This window comes from Streptomyces sp. AK010 (assembly GCF_014207295.1).
In the GTDB taxonomy this organism is placed as follows: Bacteria; Actinomycetota; Actinomycetes; order Streptomycetales; family Streptomycetaceae; genus Streptomyces; species Streptomyces massasporeus.
The window spans coordinates 271,307-290,351 of record NZ_JACHCX010000001.1; the positions used below are offsets into that span (position 1 = coordinate 271,307).

Sequence of the window (19,045 nt, forward strand, 5' to 3'; positions counted from 1 at the left end):
GCTCACTTCAGCCTGCTGGAGGCGAGGATGGACACGAGGTGCAGCAGGGTCTGTACCAGCGCGATGCCGGCGAGCACGGCGACGCCGAGCCGGGAGAAGAACAGGTCGCCGCGGACCTGGTCGACGATCGCCAGCGCGAGGATCAGCAGGGACGCCTCGATGCCGAGGATGAGGCGGTGGAAGTTCAGCGCGGCGGCGGCCTTGCGGGCCAGCGCCATGCCGGAGGAGCGCATCTCGGCGGCGGCCTCCTTGACCGGGGGCTTGCCGGCCTGGTGCCGGGCGACGCCGACGAGGTCGGTCTCCGCCTTGATCAGGATGGCGCCGAGGGCGGCCAGGGTGCCGAGGAAGGCCCACAGCCAGTCGATGCGCCCGCTGCCCCACACGTCGGCGGCGCGCAGGCCGAAGCCGGTGAGCACCGCGGCGTCGGTGAGGTAGGCGCCGACCCGGTCCAGGTAGACGCCGTTGAGGGAGTACTGCTTCTTCCAGCGCGCGATCTCGCCGTCGACGCAGTCCAGCAGCAGGTACATCTGGACGCACACCACGCCCAGCACGGCGCCCGCGATCCCCGGCACGAGCAGTGCCGGGGCCGCGAGCACACCGAAGACGGTCATCAGGTACGTGAGCTGGTTGGGCGTGACCCTGGTGTTGACCAGGTAACGGTCGACCCGCAGGGACACCTCACGCATGTAGAGGCGTCCCATCCAGTGCTCACCGCTGCGCCGGTCCTTCACCCCCGGGGGGTGAACGACGGGGCGGAGTTCAGCTACCGATGGCCTTGACATAGTCGGCGTAGATGTCCTTGATCTGTTCGGTGTTCAGGTCGAGGTGTTCGAGGATGGTGTAGCGGCCGGGGCGGGTCTCCGGAGCGAACTCGACGGCCTTGACGAACTCGTCCGTGGTGAAGCCGATCTCGTCCGGCAGCACGGGCAGGCCGTGCCGGCGCAGGACCTCGGCCATGTACGCGGACTCCTCGTGGGCGCCGCGCAACCACATCGCGAAGGCCGCGCCGAGACCGCACTGCTCGCCGTGGGAAGCGGCGCGCTTGGGGAACAGCAGGTCGAAGGCGTGGTTGATCTCGTGGCAGGACCCCGAGGCCGGCCGCGAGTCACCCGAGATCGACATCGCGACGCCGGTGAGGACGAGCGCCTCGGCGAGTACCTGGAGGAAGCCGTTGTCGCCGACTCCTGCCGGGTGCCGGAGCACCGCCTCGCCGGCCTGGCGGGCCATGGCGGCGGCGAGTCCGTCGATCTTCTCGCCCTTGACGCGGTTGGCCAGCTCCCAGTCGGCGATCGCGTTGATGTTGGAGATCGCGTCACCGATGCCCGCACGCACGAAACGCACGGGGGCATCGCGGATGACGTCCAGGTCGATGACGACCGCGATCGGGTTCGGCACGCCGTAGGAGCCGCGGCCCGCGTCGTTGTCGAGGGTGGCGACCGGCGAGCACAGGCCGTCGTGCGCGAGGTTCGTCGGCACGGCGACCAGGGGCAGGCCGACGCGTGCCGCGGCGAACTTGGCGCAGTCGATGATCTTGCCGCCGCCGAGGCCGACGACCGCGTCGAAGTGGCCGGCCTTCATGTCGCCGGCCAGCCGGACCGCGTCGTCGAGGGTGCCGCCGCCGACCTCGTACCAGGTGGCGCCGGGCATGCTCGGCGAGATGCGCTCGCGCAGCCTGGCGCCCGAGCCGCCGCTGACGGCGACGGCGAGACGGCCGGAGTGCGAGATGCGCTCGTCGGCGAGGACGCATGCCAGGTCGTCGAGGGCACCCGGGCGGATGTCGACGACGAGCGGCGAGGGGATGAGACGGGTCAGTACTGGCACGCGATCTCCCGTCCGCGGGCGAGATCGTCGTGGTTGTCGATCTCCACCCACTTGACGTCGCCGATCGGCGCCACGTCGATGCGGAAGCCGCGGCCCACCAGCTCCTGGTAGCCGTGCTCGTAGAACTGCTGCGGGTCGGTCTCCCACACGGCCTTGAGGGCGTCGGCGAGCTCGGGGGCGGCGTCGCCCTCGATCAGCGTGACGCCGATGTACTCACCGGTGGCCTCGGCGGGGTCCATCAGCTTGGTGATCTTCGTCATGCCCTTCCCGGGGTCGACGACGACCTTCATCTCCTCGTCCGCGAGGTCCTTGACCGTGTCGAGGGCGAGGATGATCTTCTTGCCGTCGCCGCGGGCGGCGAGCAGCGTCTTCTCGACGGAGACCGGGTGGACGGTGTCGCCGTTGGCGAGGATCACCCCGTCCTTGAGGGCGTCACGCCCGCACCACAGGGAGTAGGCGTTGTTCCACTCCTCGGCCTTGTCGTTGTCGATGAGGGTGAGCTTGAGGCCGTACTTCTGCTCCAGGGCCTCCTTGCGCGCGTACACGGCCTCCTTGCGGTAGCCGACGATGACCGCGACCTCGGTGAGACCGATCTCGGCGAAGTTGCCGAGGGTCAGGTCGAGGACCGTGGGTTCGCCTTCTATGCCCGCGGGGCCCACCGGCACCAGTGCCTTGGGCAGGGTGTCGGTGTAGGGGCGCAGACGCCGTCCGGCGCCGGCCGCGAGCACGAGGCCGATCATGCGGTTTCTCCTTCATCGTGTACGGCGGGTGCGCCGCCCTGGTGGGCGCCGACCCAGAAGCGGATGCTCTCGACGAGCACCACGAGAGCCACAGCCACGGCCAGTGCCGTGAGCGCGACCTTGAACTGCGAGGCGGTGAGCAGCGCGACGAGGACGGTGACGAGCAGCGTCCGTCCTTCGTGCCCTCCGATGGAGCGCATCAGCCAGGCCGGGGGCGCTCCGGCGTCGCCGCGGATGCGGTAGACGGTGTCGTAGTGATGGTAGGCGACCGCGGCCACCAGCCCGAAGGCCGCGGGGAGGGCCCCGTTCAGGTCCGCCTTGGCCGCCAGGACCAGGACGGTGCCGTACTCGGCGGCGCGGAAGATCGGGGGGACCAGCCAGTCGAGGGCGCCCTTGAGGGGGCGGGCGATCGCGAGGCCCGAGGTCAGGGCGTAGCCGAGGGCCGCGACGACCGGCCAGGGGCCGCCGAAGTCCGTCAGCGCCGCGGTGAGGACGACGGCCAGAGCACCGAGCAGGGCGATGACGGGGGCGGTGAAGCCCGGCAGTCTGCGGGCGGGCTTCTTGAGCGCCTCCGCGAAACCCTGCGCGAGCGGGCCGCTGTCGGCGAGGTCGGCCAGGGCCCCGGCCGCCCGGTCGGTCCGCCTGGCCTTGCGGGTCAGGGAGCGCAGCACCCGGCCGGCCGTGGTGTACGTCGCGGCGAAGGCGCAGCCGATGAGCAGCGCGTAGAAGGTGATGCGGGGGGTGGTGACCGCCGTGAGCACGGCGATCATCGCCCAGCGCTCGCCGATGGGCAGGACGATCATCCGCCGCACCCAGACCGTCCAGCCGACGCTGTCGAGCTTGTCGGAGAGGGCGGCGGTGGGACTGGTGTTGGCGGTGGCGTCGTGGTTGGCCTCGTTGAAGGAGAAGTCCACGACGTGCCGGCAGGTCTGCAGGACCATGGCGCCGAGGGCGAGGGCCCATACGTCGTCCCCGCCGCGGGCCGCTCCGAGGGCGAGGCCCGCGTAGTAGGCGTACTCCTTGGCCCGGTCGAAGGTGGCGTCCAGCCAGGCGCCGAGCGTGGAGTACTGCAGGGAGTAGCGGGCGAGCTGGCCGTCGGTGCAGTCGAGCACGAAGGACGCGATCAGCAGGGCGCCGGCCGCGACGAAGCCGCCGCGGGTGCCGGTGGCCGCGCAGGCCGCCGCTATGAGGGCGGTGATCAGCGAGGCGGTGGTGACCTGGTTCGGGGTCAGGCCGCGGCGGGCGCACCAGCGGGCGATGTAGCGGGAGTAGGGGCTGATGCAGTACGTGGTGAAGAAGCCGTCGCGGGCCTTCACGGCCGACTTCAGGCGGACGGCCTCGTCGTCGACGTCCGCCACCGACTGACGTGCCTCGTTGCGGGCCTGCGGGTCGGCGGGCACGGCGGCGACCAGGCTGCCCAGCTCGGGGCGGTGCACGCCGGTGCCGTCGGCGTCGAGGGCGGTGAGGATGCGGTCGGCGAGGCTGCCGACCAGGGTGGTGCCGCCGCCCGCGGAGTTCTCGCGGGCCATCGCCCGGGTCAGGGCCTGGCGCCCGGCGGGCTGGGCCGTGACGGCACCGGGGATCCCGGCGAGCGGGAAGCGGGGGTCGGTGAGGCCGAGGCGCAGCGCGTGCACATGCCCCACGAAGCGGGCGTCGACCAGGGCGACCCGCTCGTCGCCCGGCACCTCGGCGAGGAGGGTCTCGGCCTCGGCGGCGTCGGCCGCGGTCCGGAGGTCGAACCCGAGGGATCGCAGGTCGGCCTCGATCGACGATCCGGGGACCGGCTGGCCGGTGAGGATGGCGGTCGACAACCGAATTCACTCCCTGGGTACCGACGCGTCCGCGCCGGTGATGTGCATGGTGGGGGCGCCTTCTCCGGTGGCTCCCGGGTGGCATGTCGGCAGAGGCTATCGGATGCCGGGAGGGCCACGTTCACCGCCCGTTCGGCGGATGGATCGACGTGGTTCGCACAAGCCCTTGCCGCGATCATCATCGTGGATCCGGGGGCCGCCCCACAAACCGTGCCCCTCCTATGCGGACATCGGGGACATTGCGCAGGCAGCCACGGTGTCCGCATAGGGTGGGCGACCATGACGTGGCTGATCACCGGCGGTGCCGGCTATATCGGAGCACATGTGGCCAGGGCCATGACCGAGGCCGGGGAACGCGTCCTCGCCCTGGACGACCTGTCGGCCGGGGTGCCCGCGCGGCTCCCGGCACAGGTCCCGCTCGTGCGGGGTTCCTCGCTGGACGGGGAGTTGCTGAAGCGGGTCTTCGCCGAGCACGGCGTGACGGGTGTGGTGCACCTCGCGGCGCGCAAGCAGGTCGCCGAGTCCGTAGCGCAGCCCACGCGCTACTACCGGGAGAACGTCGGCGGTCTGGTGACCCTGCTGGACGCGGTCGCCGCGGCCGGGATCGAGCGCTTCGTGTTCTCCTCGTCGGCGGCCGTGTACGGCGACCCGGGTGTGGACCTCATCACGGAGGACACGCCCTGCGCGCCGGTGAATCCCTACGGCGAGACCAAGCTCGCCGGGGAGTGGCTGGTGCGGGCGGCGGGAAAGGCGCACGGGATCTCCACCGTATGTCTGCGCTATTTCAACGTGGCGGGCGCCGCCGCGCCGGAGCTCGCGGACACCGGTGTCTTCAACATCGTCCCGATGGTCTTCGACCGGCTGACGCGCGACGAGGCGCCCCGGATCTTCGGCGACGACTACCCGACCCCGGACGGCACGTGTGTCCGTGACTACATTCACGTCGCCGACCTGGCCGAGGCGCATCTGGCGGCGGCCCGGCGACTGGCCGGCGGCGGACTCACGGGCGACCTGACGGTCAACATCGGCCGCGGCGAGGGTGTCTCGGTCCGCGAGCTCATCACGGTCATCGGCGAGGTCACGGGCGACCGCCGGCCCCCGCTCGTCGAGGAGCGCCGCCCGGGCGACGCCCCGCGGGCGGTGGCGTCGGCCGCCCGGGCGGCCGACGAGCTCGGCTGGACGGCCCGGTGCGGGGTGCGCGAGATGACCGAGTCGGCCTGGCGCGGCTGGCTGCTGCACCACGGCTCCTGACCCGCCGAACCGCCCTGACCTGCGCATCGTTTCCGCAGGTCAGGGCACATGACAACGGTGTTCAGTGCCGCGTTGCGCATACCCCCTCCCCGTAGTTCACTGGGGTGCCCGGGCACGATCACGCGGACACAGGAGGCTGACTTCTCATGGGGGCTGGGCACGATCACGGGCACGCGCACGGCGCGGCCGGCGGTACGGCGACCTCGGCGTACCGCGGCAGGCTGCGGGCGGCCCTCGCGATCACGCTCGGCATCGTGGTCGTGCAGATCGTCGGTGGCACCCTCGCCGACTCGCTCGCGCTCGTCGCGGACTCGGCGCACATGGCGACGGACGCCCTGGGCCTCGGTATGGCGCTGCTCGCGATCCACTTCGCGAACCGCCCGCCCAGCGAGCGGGCCACGTTCGGCTACGCCCGGGCCGAGATCCTCGCCGCCCTGGCCAACTGCCTGCTGCTGGTCGGGGCCGGCGGGTACGTCGTCTACGAGTCGGTCCAGCGCTTCATCACGCCCGCGGAGACCGAGGGCCGGCTGGCTCTGCTGTTCGGCGTGATCGGCCTGGTCGCGAACCTGGTGTCGCTGTCACTGCTGATGCGCGGGCAGAAGGAGAGCCTGAACGTGCGCGGCGCGTTCCTGGAGGTCGCGGCGGATGCCCTCGGTTCGGTCACGGTGATCGTCTCGTCCGTGGTGATCATGCTCACGGGTTGGCAGGCCGCCGACCCGATCGCCTCGCTCGTGATCGCGCTGATGATCGCGCCCCGGACGTGGAAGCTGCTGCGCGAGACGCTGTCGGTGCTGCTGGAGGCCGCTCCCCAGGGCGTCGACATGGCGGAGGTGCGCTCGCACATCCTCGCGACGGACGGCGTGGAGGACGTCCACGACCTGCACGCCTGGACGATCACCTCCGGCATGCCCGTGCTGTCGGCGCACGTGGTCGTCAGCTCGGAGGCCCTGAACGCGATAGGCCACGAGAAGATGCTCCACGAGCTCCAGGGCTGTCTCGGCGACCACTTCGACGTGGAGCACTGCACTTTCCAGCTGGAACCGGTCGGGCACGCGGAGCACGAGGCGCGGCTCTGCCACTGACGTGGGTGGCTTCCGGGGCACGTGAGACAGGTGGGGCGCACGCCACTGAGCGTGCGCTGGGGAACGCAACCCTCCGCCGTACGCCCGCGTCCTGACCCCCACAGCTCCGGTGGGGACGATTTTCCGCCTGCCTGGCCGGGCACGATCATCTACCGGGTCCCTTTTCCGGTGTCGGACCGGAGCCGGCCGCGGTCCGCGTCACCGCGCGGGACATGCGGGCGTGCCGCGAAGTGCCGGGAGTGCCGGATTCGTACGGCAGACTTGGGGCGCGAAGACCGATGTGAAGGATGGGTATGCCGATCACACCTGCCACCGCGACGCACAACCCGTCGAACGGCACCGCAGACGCGATTTTGCTGGAACTGGTCGACGAGGACGGCGTGACGATCGGCACCGCGGAGAAGCTCGCCGCCCACCAGCCGCCCGGACAGCTGCACCGCGCGTTCTCCGTGTTCCTCTTCGACGAGTACGGCCGGCTGCTGCTCCAGCAGCGCGCGCTGGGCAAGTACCACTCCCCCGGTGTGTGGTCCAACACCTGCTGCGGCCACCCCTACCCCGGTGAGGCGCCCTTCGCGGCGGCGGCACGGCGCACGTTCGAGGAGCTCGGCGCCTCCCCGTCCCTGCTGGCCGAGGCGGGCACGGTCCGCTACAACCACCCGGACCCGGAGTCCGGTCTGGTGGAGCAGGAGTACAACCACCTCTTCGTCGGCATGGTGCAGGCCGTGGTGCGGCCGGACCCGGAGGAGGTCGCGTCGACGGTGTTCGTGACCCCGCCGGAGCTGGCGGAGCGGCACGCCAAGGACACCTTCTCGGCCTGGTTCATGACCGTCCTGGACGCGGCCCGGCCGGCGATCAGGGAGCTGACGGGCCCGTCCGCCGGCTGGTGATCCCGGCGCCGGCGGGACGGGGGGTCAGGCGAAGCGTGCGGGCTTGAGCGGCAGGGCGGCCCAGATCACCTTGCCGCCGCTCGCGGTGTACTCCACCTCGCACAGACCGCCCGCCTCCCGGGTGATCTCGCGCACCAGGAGCAGTCCGCGCCCGCCGGTCCGGCCGTGGTCGGTCTCCAGGGCGGTGGGCCGGTACGGATGGTTGTCCTCCACGGACACCCGGAGCCACTCGGCGCCGACGGCCAGCTCGACGGCGACCGTCGGCGACAGCACCGCCGCGTGCTTCACGGCGTTCGTCACCAGCTCCGAGACGATCAGCAGCAGTCCCTGGGCCAGGTCGTCCGAGACCGGCACCCCCTGACGCAGCAGCAGGTCCCGTACGGCGTGCCGCGCCTGGGGGACCGAGGCCTCGACCGCTGGTGCGGTGAACCTCCAGACCCCTTCGTACGGCAGCGGATCCGCGGGCCCGGGTCCGAGGGGCGCCGCGCCGCCCTCTGGGCGCGGACCGAACCCACGCCCGTCGTCGTCCATCGTCCGGTCGCCACCCTCGCGCTCGATTGTCGCCACACCTCGAGTGTTGGTAACGATGCGCCTCGCACCCCGGGACTGAACAGAAGTCAGCAACTATCGAGCACTTCTGACCGTTGGCGTATGACACGGTCAGTTGTGGGACTGCTCCTGCCCCTGTTGTGCCGTCTCGGCGAACTATTCGGGTTGTACGGGTTTGGCATGCGGATAGCATCCGGCGCATGGAGCCGCAGCTGGAGCACCGCGTGACCGACTCGGTCGCGACGGTCGTCATACGTCATCCCGAGAAGCGCAACGCCATGACGGCCGCGATGTGGGGCTCCCTGCCCCCACTGCTGGAGGATCTCGCCGGGGACCCGGATGTGCGGGCGCTGGTGCTGACCGGTGAGGGCCGGACGTTCTGCGCGGGGGCCGACATCTCGACGCTGCGGGGCTCGCCGGAGGAGGCGCAGGGGCTGGCCGCGCGGGCCGAGGAGGCGCTGGCCGCGTTCCCGAAGCCGACGCTGGCCGCGATCCGGGGGCACTGCGTGGGCGGCGGTGCGCAGCTGGCGGCGGCCTGCGATCTGCGGTTCGCCGAGGAGGGCACGCTGTTCGGTGTGACGCCCGCGAAGCTCGGCATCGTGTACCCGGCGTCCTCGACCCGGCGGCTGGTGTCCCTGGTGGGGCCGGCCACCGCCAAGTACCTGCTGTTCTCCGGGGAATTGATCGACGCGCAGCGGGCGTTGCGCACCGGGCTGGTGGACGAGGTGCTGCGGGAGGGTGAACTCGGCAGGCGGGTCACGGAGTTCACCCGGGTGCTGGTGTCGCGTTCGCAGCTGACGCAGGCGGCGGCCAAGGAGTTCGCGGACGGGCGCACGGAGCGGGACGCGCACTGGGCCGGGCAGGCGCGCGGGAGCGGCGACACCGCGGAGGGTGTCGCCGCGTTCCTGGAGCGCCGGCAGCCGCGGTTCGGCTGGAGCGTGCCTACGTCAGGATGACGCCGGAGTGCTCGCGGAAGAGTTCGACGAGGTGCGCGGGGGCCTTCTCGGGTGAACCGGCGTCGTGGGGCGGCTGCGGGTACTCGGCGCCGAGCTGGACGAGCTGCGCGTGGTCGTCGCCCGCGATCCGGCCGAGCAGGGCGAGTCCCATGTCGATGCCGGAGGAGACGCCGGCCGCGGTGACGTACGTGCCGTCGGTGACGACCCGATCCCCCGTCGGCTCGACGCCGTGGCGCTTCAGCTCCTCCAGGGCCGGCCAGTGGGAGGTCGCGCGGCGGCCCCGCAGGAGTCCGGCGGCGGCGAGCAGCAGGGAGCCGGTGCACACGGACGTGGTCCAGGTGCTGGTGGCGTCGGCGGTGCGCAGCCAGGTGAGCAGGGGCCCGTCCGTCGCACCTCGCCTACGGGCACGCGGCCACCCTGCTGCGCGAGCACCGGGGCGAGGGGCACCTGGCCGCCCTGATGTCCGCGGGTCTCGACGGCCTGGAGGCGATGGTGACCCACACGGCGACGGGCAAGAACATGACCCCGAGGTGGGTGTGCGCCACCCGGGGCTGGAGCCGCGAGGACTGGGACGCGGCGACGGAGCGGCTGCGGGAACGCGGGCTGCTGGACGCCTCCGGCGACCTCACCGAGCGGGGCGTCGCCCTGCGCCGGATATCGAGGACGAGACGGACCGCCTGGACCGCGCCCCGTACGAGCACCCGGGCCCGGAGGGAGTGGCCCGGCTGACCGAGCTGGGCGGGGTGCTCGCGCACGCCGCGCTGGGGGCGGGAGCGTACCCGGCCGATTTGATCGGCAAGGGTGACGCATAGTGACGCGTCTCTGAGGTACCCGCTCTCCACCGGCCGTCGCGGCCGGGAGTGGAGAAAGGGGAATTTCGTGTTCCGTGCTATCGCAGACGTGCTTCGCCAGATCGGCGGCGCCATCGCCACCGTCGTGACGCTTCCTTTCCGGGCCCTGGCCCGGCTGTTCGGCGGGGCCTCGTCCTCCACCCGCGGCCGCAGGGCCTGATCCGGATCCCGACCTGCCGGAAGTCGCCCTGATCCCCGAGTGTCGGTGCCACCTGCCACAATTGCCGCGCAACCTCAGCGGAGAAGGCGGTACGGGATCGTGACGACACCCGGGTCCATCGGGTCCATCAACGCAGTGTCCATCGAAAGCAGGATCGCCGAGGAGCTCGGCGTACGGGAGCGGCAGGTCAGGGCCGCCGTGGAACTGCTCGACGGCGGTTCTACGGTGCCCTTCATCGCCCGCTACCGCAAGGAAGCGACGGAGATGCTCGACGACGCGCAGCTGCGCACCGTCGAGGAGCGGCTGCGCTACCTGCGGGAGCTGGAGGAGCGGCGGGCGGCGATCCTGGACTCGGTGCGCGAGCAGGGCAAGCTCACCGAGGAGCTGGAGGCGAGCATCCGGGGCGCCGAGACGAAGGCGCGCCTGGAGGACATCTACCTCCCGTACAAGCCCAAGCGGCGCACCAAGGCGCAGATCGCCCGTGAGGCCGGACTCGAGCCGCTGGCGGAGGGGCTGCTCGGCGATCCGTCGGTCGAGCCCCTCGCCGCGGCCGCCGCGTTCGTCGACGCCGACAAGGGTGTCGCCGATCCGCAGGCCGCCCTGGACGGTGCCCGGGCGATCCTCACCGAGCGGTTCTCGGAGGACGCCGACCTGATCGGCGAGCTGCGCGAGCGCATGTGGGTGCGCGGGCGGCTGGCCGCCAAGGTGCGGGACGGCAAGGAGGAGGCGGGGGCGAAGTTCTCCGACTACTTCGACTTCGCCGAGCCGTTCACAGACCTGCCCTCGCACCGCGTCCTCGCGATGCTGCGCGGCGAGAAGGAGGAGGTCCTCGACCTCGTCCTGGAGCCCGAGGAGCAGACGGACGGCCCCTTCTCGTACGAGGGGATCGTCGCCCACAAGTTCGGCATCGCCGACCGGGGCCGCGCCGGTGACAAGTGGCTGAAGGACACGGTCCGCTGGGCGTGGCGCACCCGCATCCTCGTCCACCTCGGCATCGACCTGCGGCTGCGGCTGCGCACGGCCGCCGAGGACGAGGCGGTGCGGGTCTTCGCCGCGAACCTGCGCGACCTGCTGCTGGCCGCCCCCGCGGGCACGCGCGCGACGCTCGGCCTGGACCCCGGCTTCCGCACGGGTGTGAAGGTCGCCGTGGTCGACGCCACCGGCAAGGTCGTCGCCACCGACGTCATCCACCCGCACGTGCCGGCCAACCGGTGGGACGAGGCCATCGCCAAGCTGGCCCGGCTCGCGAAGGAGCACGCGGTCGAGCTGGTCGCCATCGGCAACGGCACGGCGTCCCGCGAGACCGACAAGCTCGCCGGGGAACTGATCACCAAGCACCCCGAGTTGAAGCTCACGAAGGTGATGGTGTCCGAGGCCGGGGCGTCCGTGTACTCGGCGTCCGCGTTCGCCTCCCAGGAGCTGCCCGACATGGACGTGTCGCTGCGCGGCGCCGTGTCGATCGCCCGCCGGCTCCAGGACCCGCTGGCCGAGCTGGTGAAGATCGACCCGAAGTCCATCGGCGTCGGCCAGTACCAGCACGACCTGTCCGAGGTGAAGCTGTCGCGCTCGCTCGACGCGGTGGTGGAGGACTGTGTGAACGGCGTCGGGGTGGACGTCAACACGGCGTCGGCCCCGCTGCTCGCCCGGGTCTCCGGCATCACCTCCGGGCTCGCCGAGAACATCGTCGCGCACCGGGACCAGAACGGGCCGTTCAAGGCCCGCGGTGAGCTGAAGAAGGTGGCGCGGCTCGGCCCGAAGGCGTACGAGCAGTGCGCGGGCTTCCTGCGGATCCGCGGCGGCGACGACCCGCTGGACGCGTCGAGCGTGCACCCCGAGGCCTACCCGGTGGTCCGGCGCATGGTGAAGTCCGCCGGGCAGGAGGTCGCCTCGCTCGTCGGCAACACCGGGGTGCTGCGCTCGCTGAAGCCACAGGACTTCGTGGACGAGACGTTCGGTCTGCCCACCGTCACCGACATCCTGAAGGAGCTGGAGAAGCCCGGCCGCGACCCGCGCCCGGCCTTCAGGACGGCCGCCTTCAAGGAGGGCGTGGAGAAGATCTCCGACCTGTCGTCCGGGATGATCCTGGAGGGCGTCGTGACGAACGTCGCCGCGTTCGGGGCGTTCATCGACATCGGCGTCCACCAGGACGGTCTGGTGCACGTCTCCGCGATGTCCAAGACGTTCGTGAAGGACCCGCGGGACGTGGTGAAGCCCGGCGACATCGTCAAGGTGAAGGTGCTCGACGTCGACATCCCCCGCAAGCGGATCTCGCTGACGCTGCGTCTGGAGGACGAGGCGGCGGCCTCGCAGGGCCAGGGCGGCGGCTCCGGTGAGCGTCGGCAGCGGGGTGGGCGTCCGCCGCAGCAGCGGCAGGGCGGGCGTGGTGGTGGCGGCGGCCGTGGTGGCGGTTCGCGTCAGGCGCCTCCGCCCGCCAACAGCGCGATGGCCGATGCGCTGCGCCGCGCGGGGCTGGCGGATCCCAAGGGCGGCAAGCGCTGACGGCTCCGCCGGGGTGATCGTGGGGAGCTGCGGGTCCGTTGTGGCTGGTCGCGCGGTTCCCCGCGCCCCTGAGAGATGAGCTTCGCTCCCTCTCAGACCTAAAGTGAGGGCATGTCCGCCATCACCTGGGAAGTGTTCGCAAGCGGGGGGTTCGAGACCGCCTGGCCCGAGCTCGGGGACGGCATGCTGCGAGCGCGGGGACAGGCTGTCGGGACCGATCCCGAGCCCTACTGGGTCACGTACGCACTCGAAACAGCCGACCGCTTCGTGACCCGCCGGCTCCGGGTGACCGTCGAATCCGCCGACGGCAGCCGCACGCTCGATCTACTCCATGACGGCCACGGCCGGTGGACCGCGAACGGTGAGCCGCTCCCGGACGTCGACGGGGCTCTCGACTGCGACCTCGGGCTCTGCCCGCTCACCAACACCATGCCCGTGCTACGGCACCGGCTTCACCGGACTCCCGGCGAGCGGGAGTTCCTGATGGCCTGGGTGTCGGTGCCGGACCTGGCGGTACGGCCGTCGCTGCAGACGTACACGCATCTCGGGCCCGGGCGGGTCCGTTACGCCTCCGGTGACTTCCGCAGCGACCTGGAGTTCGACGAGGAGGGGTACGTCGTGGACTACCCCTTACTCGCCACGCGCCTGACGGACCGTTAGCGCTCGGTCACCTTGCCGTCCGCGACCTCCAGGCGGCGCGTCACGTGGACGGCGTCCAGCATGCGGCGGTCGTGGGTGACCAGCAGGAGGGTGCCCTCGTAGGCGTCGAGGGCGGACTCCAGCTGCTCGATGGCGGGCAGGTCCAGGTGATTGGTCGGCTCGTCGAGGACCAGGAGGTTGACGCCCCGGCCCTGGAGCAGCGCGAGGGCGGCGCGGGTGCGCTCGCCCGGGGAGAGGCTCGCCGCGGGACGCAGGACGTGATCCGTCTTGAGGCCGAACTTGGCCAGGAGGGTGCGGATCTCGACCGGTTCGGTGTCCGGGACCGCCGCGCGGAAGGCGTCGAGCAGGGACTCCTCGCCGTGGAACAGCTTGCGGGCCTGGTCCACCTCGCCGAGCAGGACGCCCGAGCCGAGCGCCGCGTGCCCGGCGTCCAGCGGGACGCGACCGAGGAGGGCGGCGAGCAGCGTGGACTTGCCGGCGCCGTTCGCGCCGGTCACCGCCACCCGGTCCGCCCAGTCGATCTGCAGGGAGACCGGGCCGAGGACGAAGCCGCCGCGGCGTACCTCGGCGTCCCGCAGGGTCGCGACGACGGCGCCCGAGCGCGGAGCCGACGCGATCTCCATGCGCAGCTCCCACTCCTTGCGGGGCTCCTCGACGACGTCGAGACGCTCGATCATGCGCTGGGTCTGGCGGGCCTTCGCCGCCTGCTTCTCGCTGGCCTCGCTGCGGAACTTGCGGCCGATCTTGTCGTTGTCGTTGCTCGCCTTGCGGCGCGCGTTCTTCACGCCCTTGTCCATCCAGGAGCGCTGCATCTGCGCGCGGTCCTGGAGGGCCCCCTTTTTGTCGGCGTACTCCTCGAACTCGTCGCGGGCGTGCCGGCGGGCGACCTCCCGCTCCTCCAGATAGGCCGCGTAGCCACCGCCGAAGAGGTTGATCTGCCGCTGTGCCAGGTCGAGTTCGAGGACCTTGGTGACGGTGCGGGTGAGGAACTCGCGGTCGTGGCTGACGACCACCGTGCCGGCGCGCAGGCCGCTCACGTAGCGTTCGAGGCGCTCCAGGCCGTCCAGATCGAGGTCGTTGGTCGGCTCGTCGAGGAGGAAGACGTCGTAGCGGGACAGGAGCAGGGAGGCGAGACCCGCGCGGGCCGCCTGGCCGCCGGACAGGGACGTCATCGGCTGGTCCAGGCCCACGGCGAGGCCGAGGCCGTCGGCGACCTCCTCGGCGCGTTCGTCGAGGTCGGCGCCGCCGAGGCCGAGCCAGCGCTCCAGGCTGGTGGCGTAGGCGTCGTCCGCGCCGGGTGCCCCGTCGACCAGGGCCTGGGTGGCCTCGTCCATGGTCCGCTGGGCCTCGGCGACGCCGGTGCGGCGGGCCAGGAACTCCCGGACGGTCTCACCGGGGCGGCGGTCCGGCTCCTGCGGGAGGTGGCCGACGGTGGCGGTCGGCGGGGACAGGCGCAGATCGCCCTGCTCGGGCGCGGTGAGTCCGACGAGCATCCTGAGCAGGGTGGACTTGCCCGCGCCGTTGGCCCCGACGAGGCCGATCACGTCGCCGGGCGCGACGACGAGGTCGAGTCCGGTGAACAGGGAGCGGTCGCCGTGGCCGGCGGCGAGGTTCTTGGCGACGAGGGTGGCAGTCATCAGAGCGCCGATCCTAACGGCCGGGCCGCTCAGTGGTTCACGGCCGTCACCAGGACGCTTCCGGACGTGCGCGCCACGACGAACGACCGGCCCCTGACGGCCTTCGTGTCGAGGGCGACGAGGTGGCGGCCGGCTTCGAGGACGCCGTCGAAGATATCGTGGGTGTGGGTGCGGGAGAGCCGGTCCAGGCGGTACGCGGTGAGGGTGACGCGGCAGGCGGAGGTTACCTCGACGTCCGCGCCGGCGTCGGTGGCGGTGAGGCCGGTGAGGCGGCGCCGGTCGGCCGGGCTGCGGTCCAGGGCGTGTTCGATCTGGGCGACGAGGAGCGGGACGATCGGGGCGAGGCCGTCGACATGGGCGACCGGGACCCCGGCGCGCTCGAAGGCGCGGCGGACGGCGGCACGTTCCCGCTCGCCGGCCGCGTGGCCGAAGGCGACGGCGCCGTAGCCGCGGAGTTCGTCGGCGGGTACGCCGTCGGCGTCATGGGCGATGTCGGCGCCGACGCCGATGGTGCGCAGGGCGGCGGCGAGCTTGGCGAGGACGGCGACGCGGGCGCCGATCAGCAGGACGCGGCGCCGTGGGTCGGGGGCGGAGCCGTTCAGCAGGGCGCTCAGTGCCGTGCGGTACTCGGCGCCGCGGAAGCGGAACGGGCCGATGCCGTGGTAGCCGTTGAGCTCCAGGTCGGCGTGGTCGTCGGTCTGCCAGGCGAAGTCCCGCCAGATGACGTCCTCGCCGTCGCCCTGGATGACGGCGGTGACGGCGCCGCAGGCCAGGTCCTCGCACTCGGGGCAGCCGTAGACGACGTACCGGTCGCCCGGTAACGGGGCCGGGCTCTCCAGGAGCAGGCTGCGGACCTGCGCGGTGAAGATCGCGGGCGGGACGTCGGACGCGAGTGGGGAGACCGCGTCGAGGTCGGAGAGCTGGAACAGCAACGGGCGTCCGTCGACGACGAAGTCAACGAAGTCCCGGTGGATCTGGTAACCGCCGTCGTTGAGAACTCCCCCGGCTCGCATCGCGGGAGCCAGGCCGAAGGTCGCGTACTCGGCACACATACGGTGAGTATCCCCACACTGCGCGTGATGTGAGCACGGCATGACACATTCCGCTACGGTCCGGGCATGACGAGTGAGTCGCGTGGCGAGATCGTGGTGGTCGGCGGTGGGGTGGTCGGGCTGACGACCGCCCTGATCCTCGCGGAGCGGGGGGCGTCGGTGCGGGTGTGGACGCGGGACGCCGTCGAGGCGACCACCTCCGCCGTTGCGGGCGCGTTGTGGTGGCCGTACCGGATCGAACCGGTCGCGGCGGCACGCGCGTGGGCGCTGCGGTCCCTGGAGGTGTACGAGGACCTGGTGGCACGGGCCGAACCGGCCGGCGTACGCATGGTCGAAGGGGTACTGGGCGAGACGGGCCTCGACGAGGCCGACGGGTGGCTGGCGGGCCGGGTGCCGGGGCTGCGGGCGTCCACGACCGACGAGTACGCGGGTACGGGCGTCCGGGCACGGCTGCCGCTCATCGACATGCCGGCCCATCTGCCGTGGCTGCGGGAGCGGTTCGTCGCCGCGGGCGGCGTGATCGAGACGCGCACGGTGTCCTCCTTCTTTGAGGTGGACGCGCCGGTCGTGGTCAACTGCGCTGGGCTCGCCGCGCGGGAACTCGTGCCCGACCCCTCCGTACGGCCCGTGCGCGGCCAGTTGGTCGTCGTGGAGAACCCCGGGATCGACACCTGGCTGGTCACCACCGACGCGGCCGGTGAGCACGCGTACCTGTTCCCGCAGCCGGGCGGACTCGTCCTCGGCGGTACCTCCGAGGAGGACGCGTGGTCGCTGGAGCCCGACCCCGCGACGGCCGAGGCGATCATCCGCCGCTGCGCGGCACTCAGGCCGGAGATCGCCGGGGCCCGGGTGCTGGGGCACCGGGTGGGGCTGCGGCCCACCCGGCCGTCGGTCCGGCTGGAGCGCGACGCCCTGCCGGACGGACGGCTGCTGGTGCACAACTACGGCCACGGCGGCGCGGGCGTCACCGTGGCCTGGGGGTGCGCGGAGGAGGCCGCGCGGCTGGTCTCGGGCTGAGGCGGACGGCGCCGGGTGAGGGGCACGGCGCGGGCGCGCCCCGCCAGGGGCAGGGGGAACTGTGCGACCAGCCACATGCGGTCCGCGATCGACGCACCACCCCGGCCACCCGGGACCGATGCCCACAACTCCACGCGGGGCGAAGACTGATCGCCAGGCTCAGACCGAGCCCCGAGCTGCCGTCCGAAGCGCGAGGGCGGCGGCCAGGACGCGAGTCGGGCGGCAAGACGCGCGGGCGGCAAGACGCGCGGGCGGCCCGGATTCGTGGAATCCGGGCCGCCCGCTGCGTTGGATCAGTGCTTGCCGATCGGGTCTCCCTCCACGTCCGGGCCGCGGCCCGGGCCGACACGGAACTCGAACTCGCCGTCGTACTTCTTGTGGCCCTCCATCACGGCCATCTCAACGGCCTCGGAGCCCATCTGCTCGCGCACGATCACCGGGTCACGGCGCAGGTCGCGCATGAGGGCGACGCACATGAAGATCATCACGATGACGAACGGCGCCGCCGCGAGGATCGTGAGGTTCTGCAGACCGGTCAGGGCGTCGCCCTGCCCGCTGCCGACGAGCAGCATGATCGCGGCCACCGCACCGGTGACCACGCCCCAGAACACCACGACGAACCGGCCCGGTTCGAGCGCGCCCTTCTGCGACAGGGTGCCCATGACGATCGAGGCCGCGTCGGCGCCCGAGACGAAGAAGATGCCGACGAGGACCATGACGAGCAGGCTCGTGACGGTGGCGATGGGGAACTGCTGGAGCACGCCGAAGAGCTGCCCCTCCGGGGTCGCCTCCTTGCCGAGCCGCCCCTCCTCCTGCATCCTCATGGCCGAGCCGCCGAAGATCGCGAACCAGATCAGGCTGACGGTGCTGGGGACGAGGATGACACCGCCGACGAACTGGCGGATGGTGCGGCCCCGGCTGATGCGGGCGATGAACATGCCGACGAACGGCGTCCAGGAGATCCACCACGCCCAGTAGAAGACCGTCCAGCTGCCCAGCCAGTCGGCCACGCCTTCGCCGCCGCTCGCCTCGGTCCGGCCGGCCAGCTGGGGCAGGTCACCGAGGTAGGCGAAGACGGAGGTGGGCAGCAGGTCGAGGACGATGATGGTCGGGCCCGCCACGAACACGAACAGGGCGAGGATCAGCGCCAGCACCATGTTGGTGTTGGACAGCCACTGGATGCCCTTCTCCACACCGGAGATGGCGGACGCGACGAAGGCCAGGGTCAGCACCGCGATGATCGTGACGAGCAGCCCGGTGCTCACCTTGTCCATCCACTTCAGCTCCTGGACACCGGAGCCGATCTGGAGTGCGCCGAGCCCCAGGGATGCGGCGGAGCCGAAGACGGTCGCGATGATCGCGAGGACGTCGATGGCCCGGCCGATGCCGCCGTTGGCGTTCCTCCTGCCGATGAGCGGCGTGAAGACCGCGCTGATGGTTTGCCGGCGCCGCCTGCGGAAGGTGCTGTAGGCGATGGCGAGGCCGACCACCGCGTAGATCGCCCAGGGGTGGAGCGTCCAGTGGAACAGGGTGGTGGCCATGGCCGTCTCCATGCGTTCGCCGGAGTCGGCCGGGTCGGTGCCCGGCGGGGGCGTGCCGTAGTGCGAGAGCGGCTCGCTCACGCCGTAGAACATCAGGCCGATGCCCATGCCCGCGCTGAACATCATCGCGACCCAGGACACCGTACGGAACTCGGGCTCCTCGCCCTCCGCACCGAGGTGGATACGGCCGTAGCGGCTGATGGCGAGCCAGAGGGCGAAGACGACGAAGCCGGAGGCCGCGAGCATGAACGCCCAGCCGCCGTTGTGCATCAGCCCGCTGAGCATGGTGGTGGAGACGTTTTCGAGCGAGTCGGTCGCGGTGGCGCCCCACACCACGAAGGCGAGGGTGAGGACCGCCGTGACGCCGAAGACGACGCGGTCGGTCTGCGGCCGGTCCTGACCGGGCAGGCCCGCTTCCGACCCCGGCAGCACGGCTCCCTCCGGGGAGTCCTTTGCGCTTGGTCGTTCTTGCGTCACAGGCGGAACCTTTCATCGGGACAGCGGAGGAGGATGTAGGTCCTCCGTAAACGC

16 protein-coding genes and 2 pseudogenes are annotated in these 19,045 nt (G+C 71.8%); 9 read left to right on the forward strand and 9 right to left on the reverse strand.

Annotation, left to right across the window (positions count from 1 at the left end; all coding sequences use genetic code 11):
- Nucleotides 1-2 precede the first annotated feature (2 nt).
- The 4 genes from HDC93_RS01290 to HDC93_RS01305 are packed head-to-tail and all read right to left on the reverse strand — an operon-like array spanning nt 3 to nt 4,372.
- On the reverse strand, nt 3-782 hold the full coding sequence (locus HDC93_RS01290) for a CDP-alcohol phosphatidyltransferase family protein (RefSeq protein WP_078885076.1): 780 nt from the start codon (nt 780-782) through the stop codon (nt 3-5).
- Nucleotides 760-1,821 (reverse strand): iron-containing alcohol dehydrogenase family protein, encoded by a 1,062-nt coding sequence (locus HDC93_RS01295; RefSeq protein ID WP_185006295.1) that lies wholly within the window; start codon nt 1,819-1,821, stop codon nt 760-762. The genes HDC93_RS01290 and HDC93_RS01295 overlap by 23 nt, the downstream gene beginning before the upstream one ends.
- Nucleotides 1,809-2,561, reverse strand: a complete 753-nt coding sequence (locus tag HDC93_RS01300) for a sugar phosphate nucleotidyltransferase (protein WP_185006297.1) — start codon at nt 2,559-2,561, stop codon at nt 1,809-1,811. Before HDC93_RS01300 ends, HDC93_RS01295 begins: the two co-directional genes overlap by 13 nt.
- Complete coding sequence (locus HDC93_RS01305; RefSeq protein WP_185006299.1) at nt 2,558-4,372, reverse strand: DUF5941 domain-containing protein; 1,815 nt, start codon at nt 4,370-4,372, stop codon at nt 2,558-2,560. The genes HDC93_RS01300 and HDC93_RS01305 overlap by 4 nt, the downstream gene beginning before the upstream one ends.
- Before the next feature lie 279 nt (nt 4,373-4,651).
- Here HDC93_RS01305 and galE point away from each other — a divergent pair, with 279 nt between their 5' ends.
- From galE to idi, 3 genes are all read left to right on the forward strand, one after another.
- Nucleotides 4,652-5,623: a UDP-glucose 4-epimerase GalE gene (galE, locus tag HDC93_RS01310; RefSeq protein WP_185006301.1), complete on the forward strand. Its 972-nt coding sequence runs from the start codon at nt 4,652-4,654 to the stop codon at nt 5,621-5,623.
- 146 nt (nt 5,624-5,769) lie between these two features.
- Nucleotides 5,770-6,705: a cation diffusion facilitator family transporter gene (locus tag HDC93_RS01315; protein WP_185006303.1), complete on the forward strand. Its 936-nt coding sequence runs from the start codon at nt 5,770-5,772 to the stop codon at nt 6,703-6,705.
- 293 nt (nt 6,706-6,998) lie between these two features.
- On the forward strand, nt 6,999-7,592 hold the full coding sequence (gene idi, locus HDC93_RS01320) for an isopentenyl-diphosphate Delta-isomerase (protein WP_142157065.1): 594 nt from the start codon (nt 6,999-7,001) through the stop codon (nt 7,590-7,592).
- Between the two features lie 24 nt (nt 7,593-7,616).
- Here idi and HDC93_RS01325 read toward each other — a convergent pair whose 3' ends face one another.
- Entirely contained in the window at nt 7,617-8,123 is a 507-nt protein-coding gene (locus HDC93_RS01325) for an ATP-binding protein (RefSeq protein ID WP_185006919.1), read from the reverse strand.
- A 218-nt stretch (nt 8,124-8,341) separates the two neighbouring features.
- Here HDC93_RS01325 and HDC93_RS01330 point away from each other — a divergent pair, with 218 nt between their 5' ends.
- Nucleotides 8,342-9,097, forward strand: a complete 756-nt coding sequence (locus tag HDC93_RS01330) for an enoyl-CoA hydratase/isomerase family protein (protein ID WP_185006305.1) — start codon at nt 8,342-8,344, stop codon at nt 9,095-9,097.
- Here the strand turns inward: HDC93_RS01330 and HDC93_RS01335 are convergent.
- Nucleotides 9,084-9,473, reverse strand: a pseudogene (locus HDC93_RS01335) (DJ-1/PfpI family protein); the annotation flags it as partial. The gene HDC93_RS01330 and the pseudogene HDC93_RS01335 overlap by 14 nt on opposite strands.
- A 14-nt stretch (nt 9,474-9,487) precedes the next feature.
- Here HDC93_RS01335 and HDC93_RS01340 point away from each other — a divergent pair.
- From HDC93_RS01340 to HDC93_RS01350, 4 genes and pseudogenes are all read left to right on the forward strand, one after another.
- A pseudogene (locus HDC93_RS01340) lies at nt 9,488-9,909 on the forward strand (hypothetical protein); the annotation flags it as partial.
- Nucleotides 9,910-9,976: 67 nt separating this feature from the next.
- Complete coding sequence (locus HDC93_RS37725; RefSeq protein ID WP_257027966.1) at nt 9,977-10,108, forward strand: LPFR motif small protein; 132 nt, start codon at nt 9,977-9,979, stop codon at nt 10,106-10,108.
- 99 nt (nt 10,109-10,207) lie between these two features.
- Nucleotides 10,208-12,607 carry a Tex family protein gene (locus HDC93_RS01345; protein WP_185006307.1) on the forward strand — a complete coding sequence of 800 codons (2,400 nt, stop codon included), beginning with the start codon at nt 10,208-10,210 and terminating at the stop codon, nt 12,605-12,607.
- Between the two features lie 111 nt (nt 12,608-12,718).
- Entirely contained in the window at nt 12,719-13,267 is a 549-nt protein-coding gene (locus tag HDC93_RS01350; RefSeq protein WP_185006308.1) for a putative glycolipid-binding domain-containing protein, read from the forward strand.
- Here the strand turns inward: HDC93_RS01350 and HDC93_RS01355 are convergent.
- A complete protein-coding gene (locus HDC93_RS01355; RefSeq protein ID WP_185006310.1) occupies nt 13,264-14,904 on the reverse strand; it encodes an ABC-F family ATP-binding cassette domain-containing protein in 1,641 nt (546 codons plus the stop codon). The two genes, HDC93_RS01350 and HDC93_RS01355, sit on opposite strands and share 4 nt — an antisense overlap.
- Before the next feature lie 29 nt (nt 14,905-14,933).
- The gene (locus tag HDC93_RS01360) at nt 14,934-15,956 is read right to left on the reverse strand and encodes an oxidoreductase (protein WP_185006312.1); all 1,023 of its coding nucleotides are present in this window, start codon (nt 15,954-15,956) and stop codon (nt 14,934-14,936) included.
- A gap of 66 nt (nt 15,957-16,022) precedes the next feature.
- Here HDC93_RS01360 and HDC93_RS01365 point away from each other — a divergent pair, with 66 nt between their 5' ends.
- Nucleotides 16,023-16,973, forward strand: a complete 951-nt coding sequence (locus HDC93_RS01365) for an FAD-binding oxidoreductase (protein ID WP_185006314.1) — start codon at nt 16,023-16,025, stop codon at nt 16,971-16,973.
- A 293-nt stretch (nt 16,974-17,266) separates the two neighbouring features.
- On the opposite strand, the gene HDC93_RS01370 is transcribed toward HDC93_RS01365, so the two are convergent.
- Nucleotides 17,267-18,991 carry a BCCT family transporter gene (locus HDC93_RS01370; protein ID WP_185006316.1) on the reverse strand — a complete coding sequence of 575 codons (1,725 nt, stop codon included), beginning with the start codon at nt 18,989-18,991 and terminating at the stop codon, nt 17,267-17,269.
- Nucleotides 18,992-19,045 lie beyond the last annotated feature (54 nt).

Bases quoted from the DNA above. Each gene is read 5' to 3' on its own strand.
- HDC93_RS01350 (WP_185006308.1), top strand. From the start codon at position 12,719: ATGTCCGCCATCACCTGGGAAGTGTTCGCAAGCGGGGGGTTCGAGACC.
- galE (WP_185006301.1), top strand. From the start codon at position 4,652: ATGACGTGGCTGATCACCGGCGGTGCCGGCTATATCGGAGCACATGTG.
- HDC93_RS01355 (WP_185006310.1), bottom strand. From the start codon at position 14,904: ATGACTGCCACCCTCGTCGCCAAGAACCTCGCCGCCGGCCACGGCGAC.
- idi (WP_142157065.1), top strand. From the start codon at position 6,999: ATGCCGATCACACCTGCCACCGCGACGCACAACCCGTCGAACGGCACC.
- HDC93_RS01325 (WP_185006919.1), bottom strand. From the start codon at position 8,123: ATGGACGACGACGGGCGTGGGTTCGGTCCGCGCCCAGAGGGCGGCGCG.
- HDC93_RS01365 (WP_185006314.1), top strand. From the start codon at position 16,023: ATGACGAGTGAGTCGCGTGGCGAGATCGTGGTGGTCGGCGGTGGGGTG.
- HDC93_RS01330 (WP_185006305.1), top strand. From the start codon at position 8,342: ATGGAGCCGCAGCTGGAGCACCGCGTGACCGACTCGGTCGCGACGGTC.
- HDC93_RS01360 (WP_185006312.1), bottom strand. From the start codon at position 15,956: ATGTGTGCCGAGTACGCGACCTTCGGCCTGGCTCCCGCGATGCGAGCC.
- HDC93_RS01290 (WP_078885076.1), bottom strand. From the start codon at position 782: ATGTCAAGGCCATCGGTAGCTGAACTCCGCCCCGTCGTTCACCCCCCG.
- HDC93_RS01300 (WP_185006297.1), bottom strand. From the start codon at position 2,561: ATGATCGGCCTCGTGCTCGCGGCCGGCGCCGGACGGCGTCTGCGCCCC.
- HDC93_RS01315 (WP_185006303.1), top strand. From the start codon at position 5,770: ATGGGGGCTGGGCACGATCACGGGCACGCGCACGGCGCGGCCGGCGGT.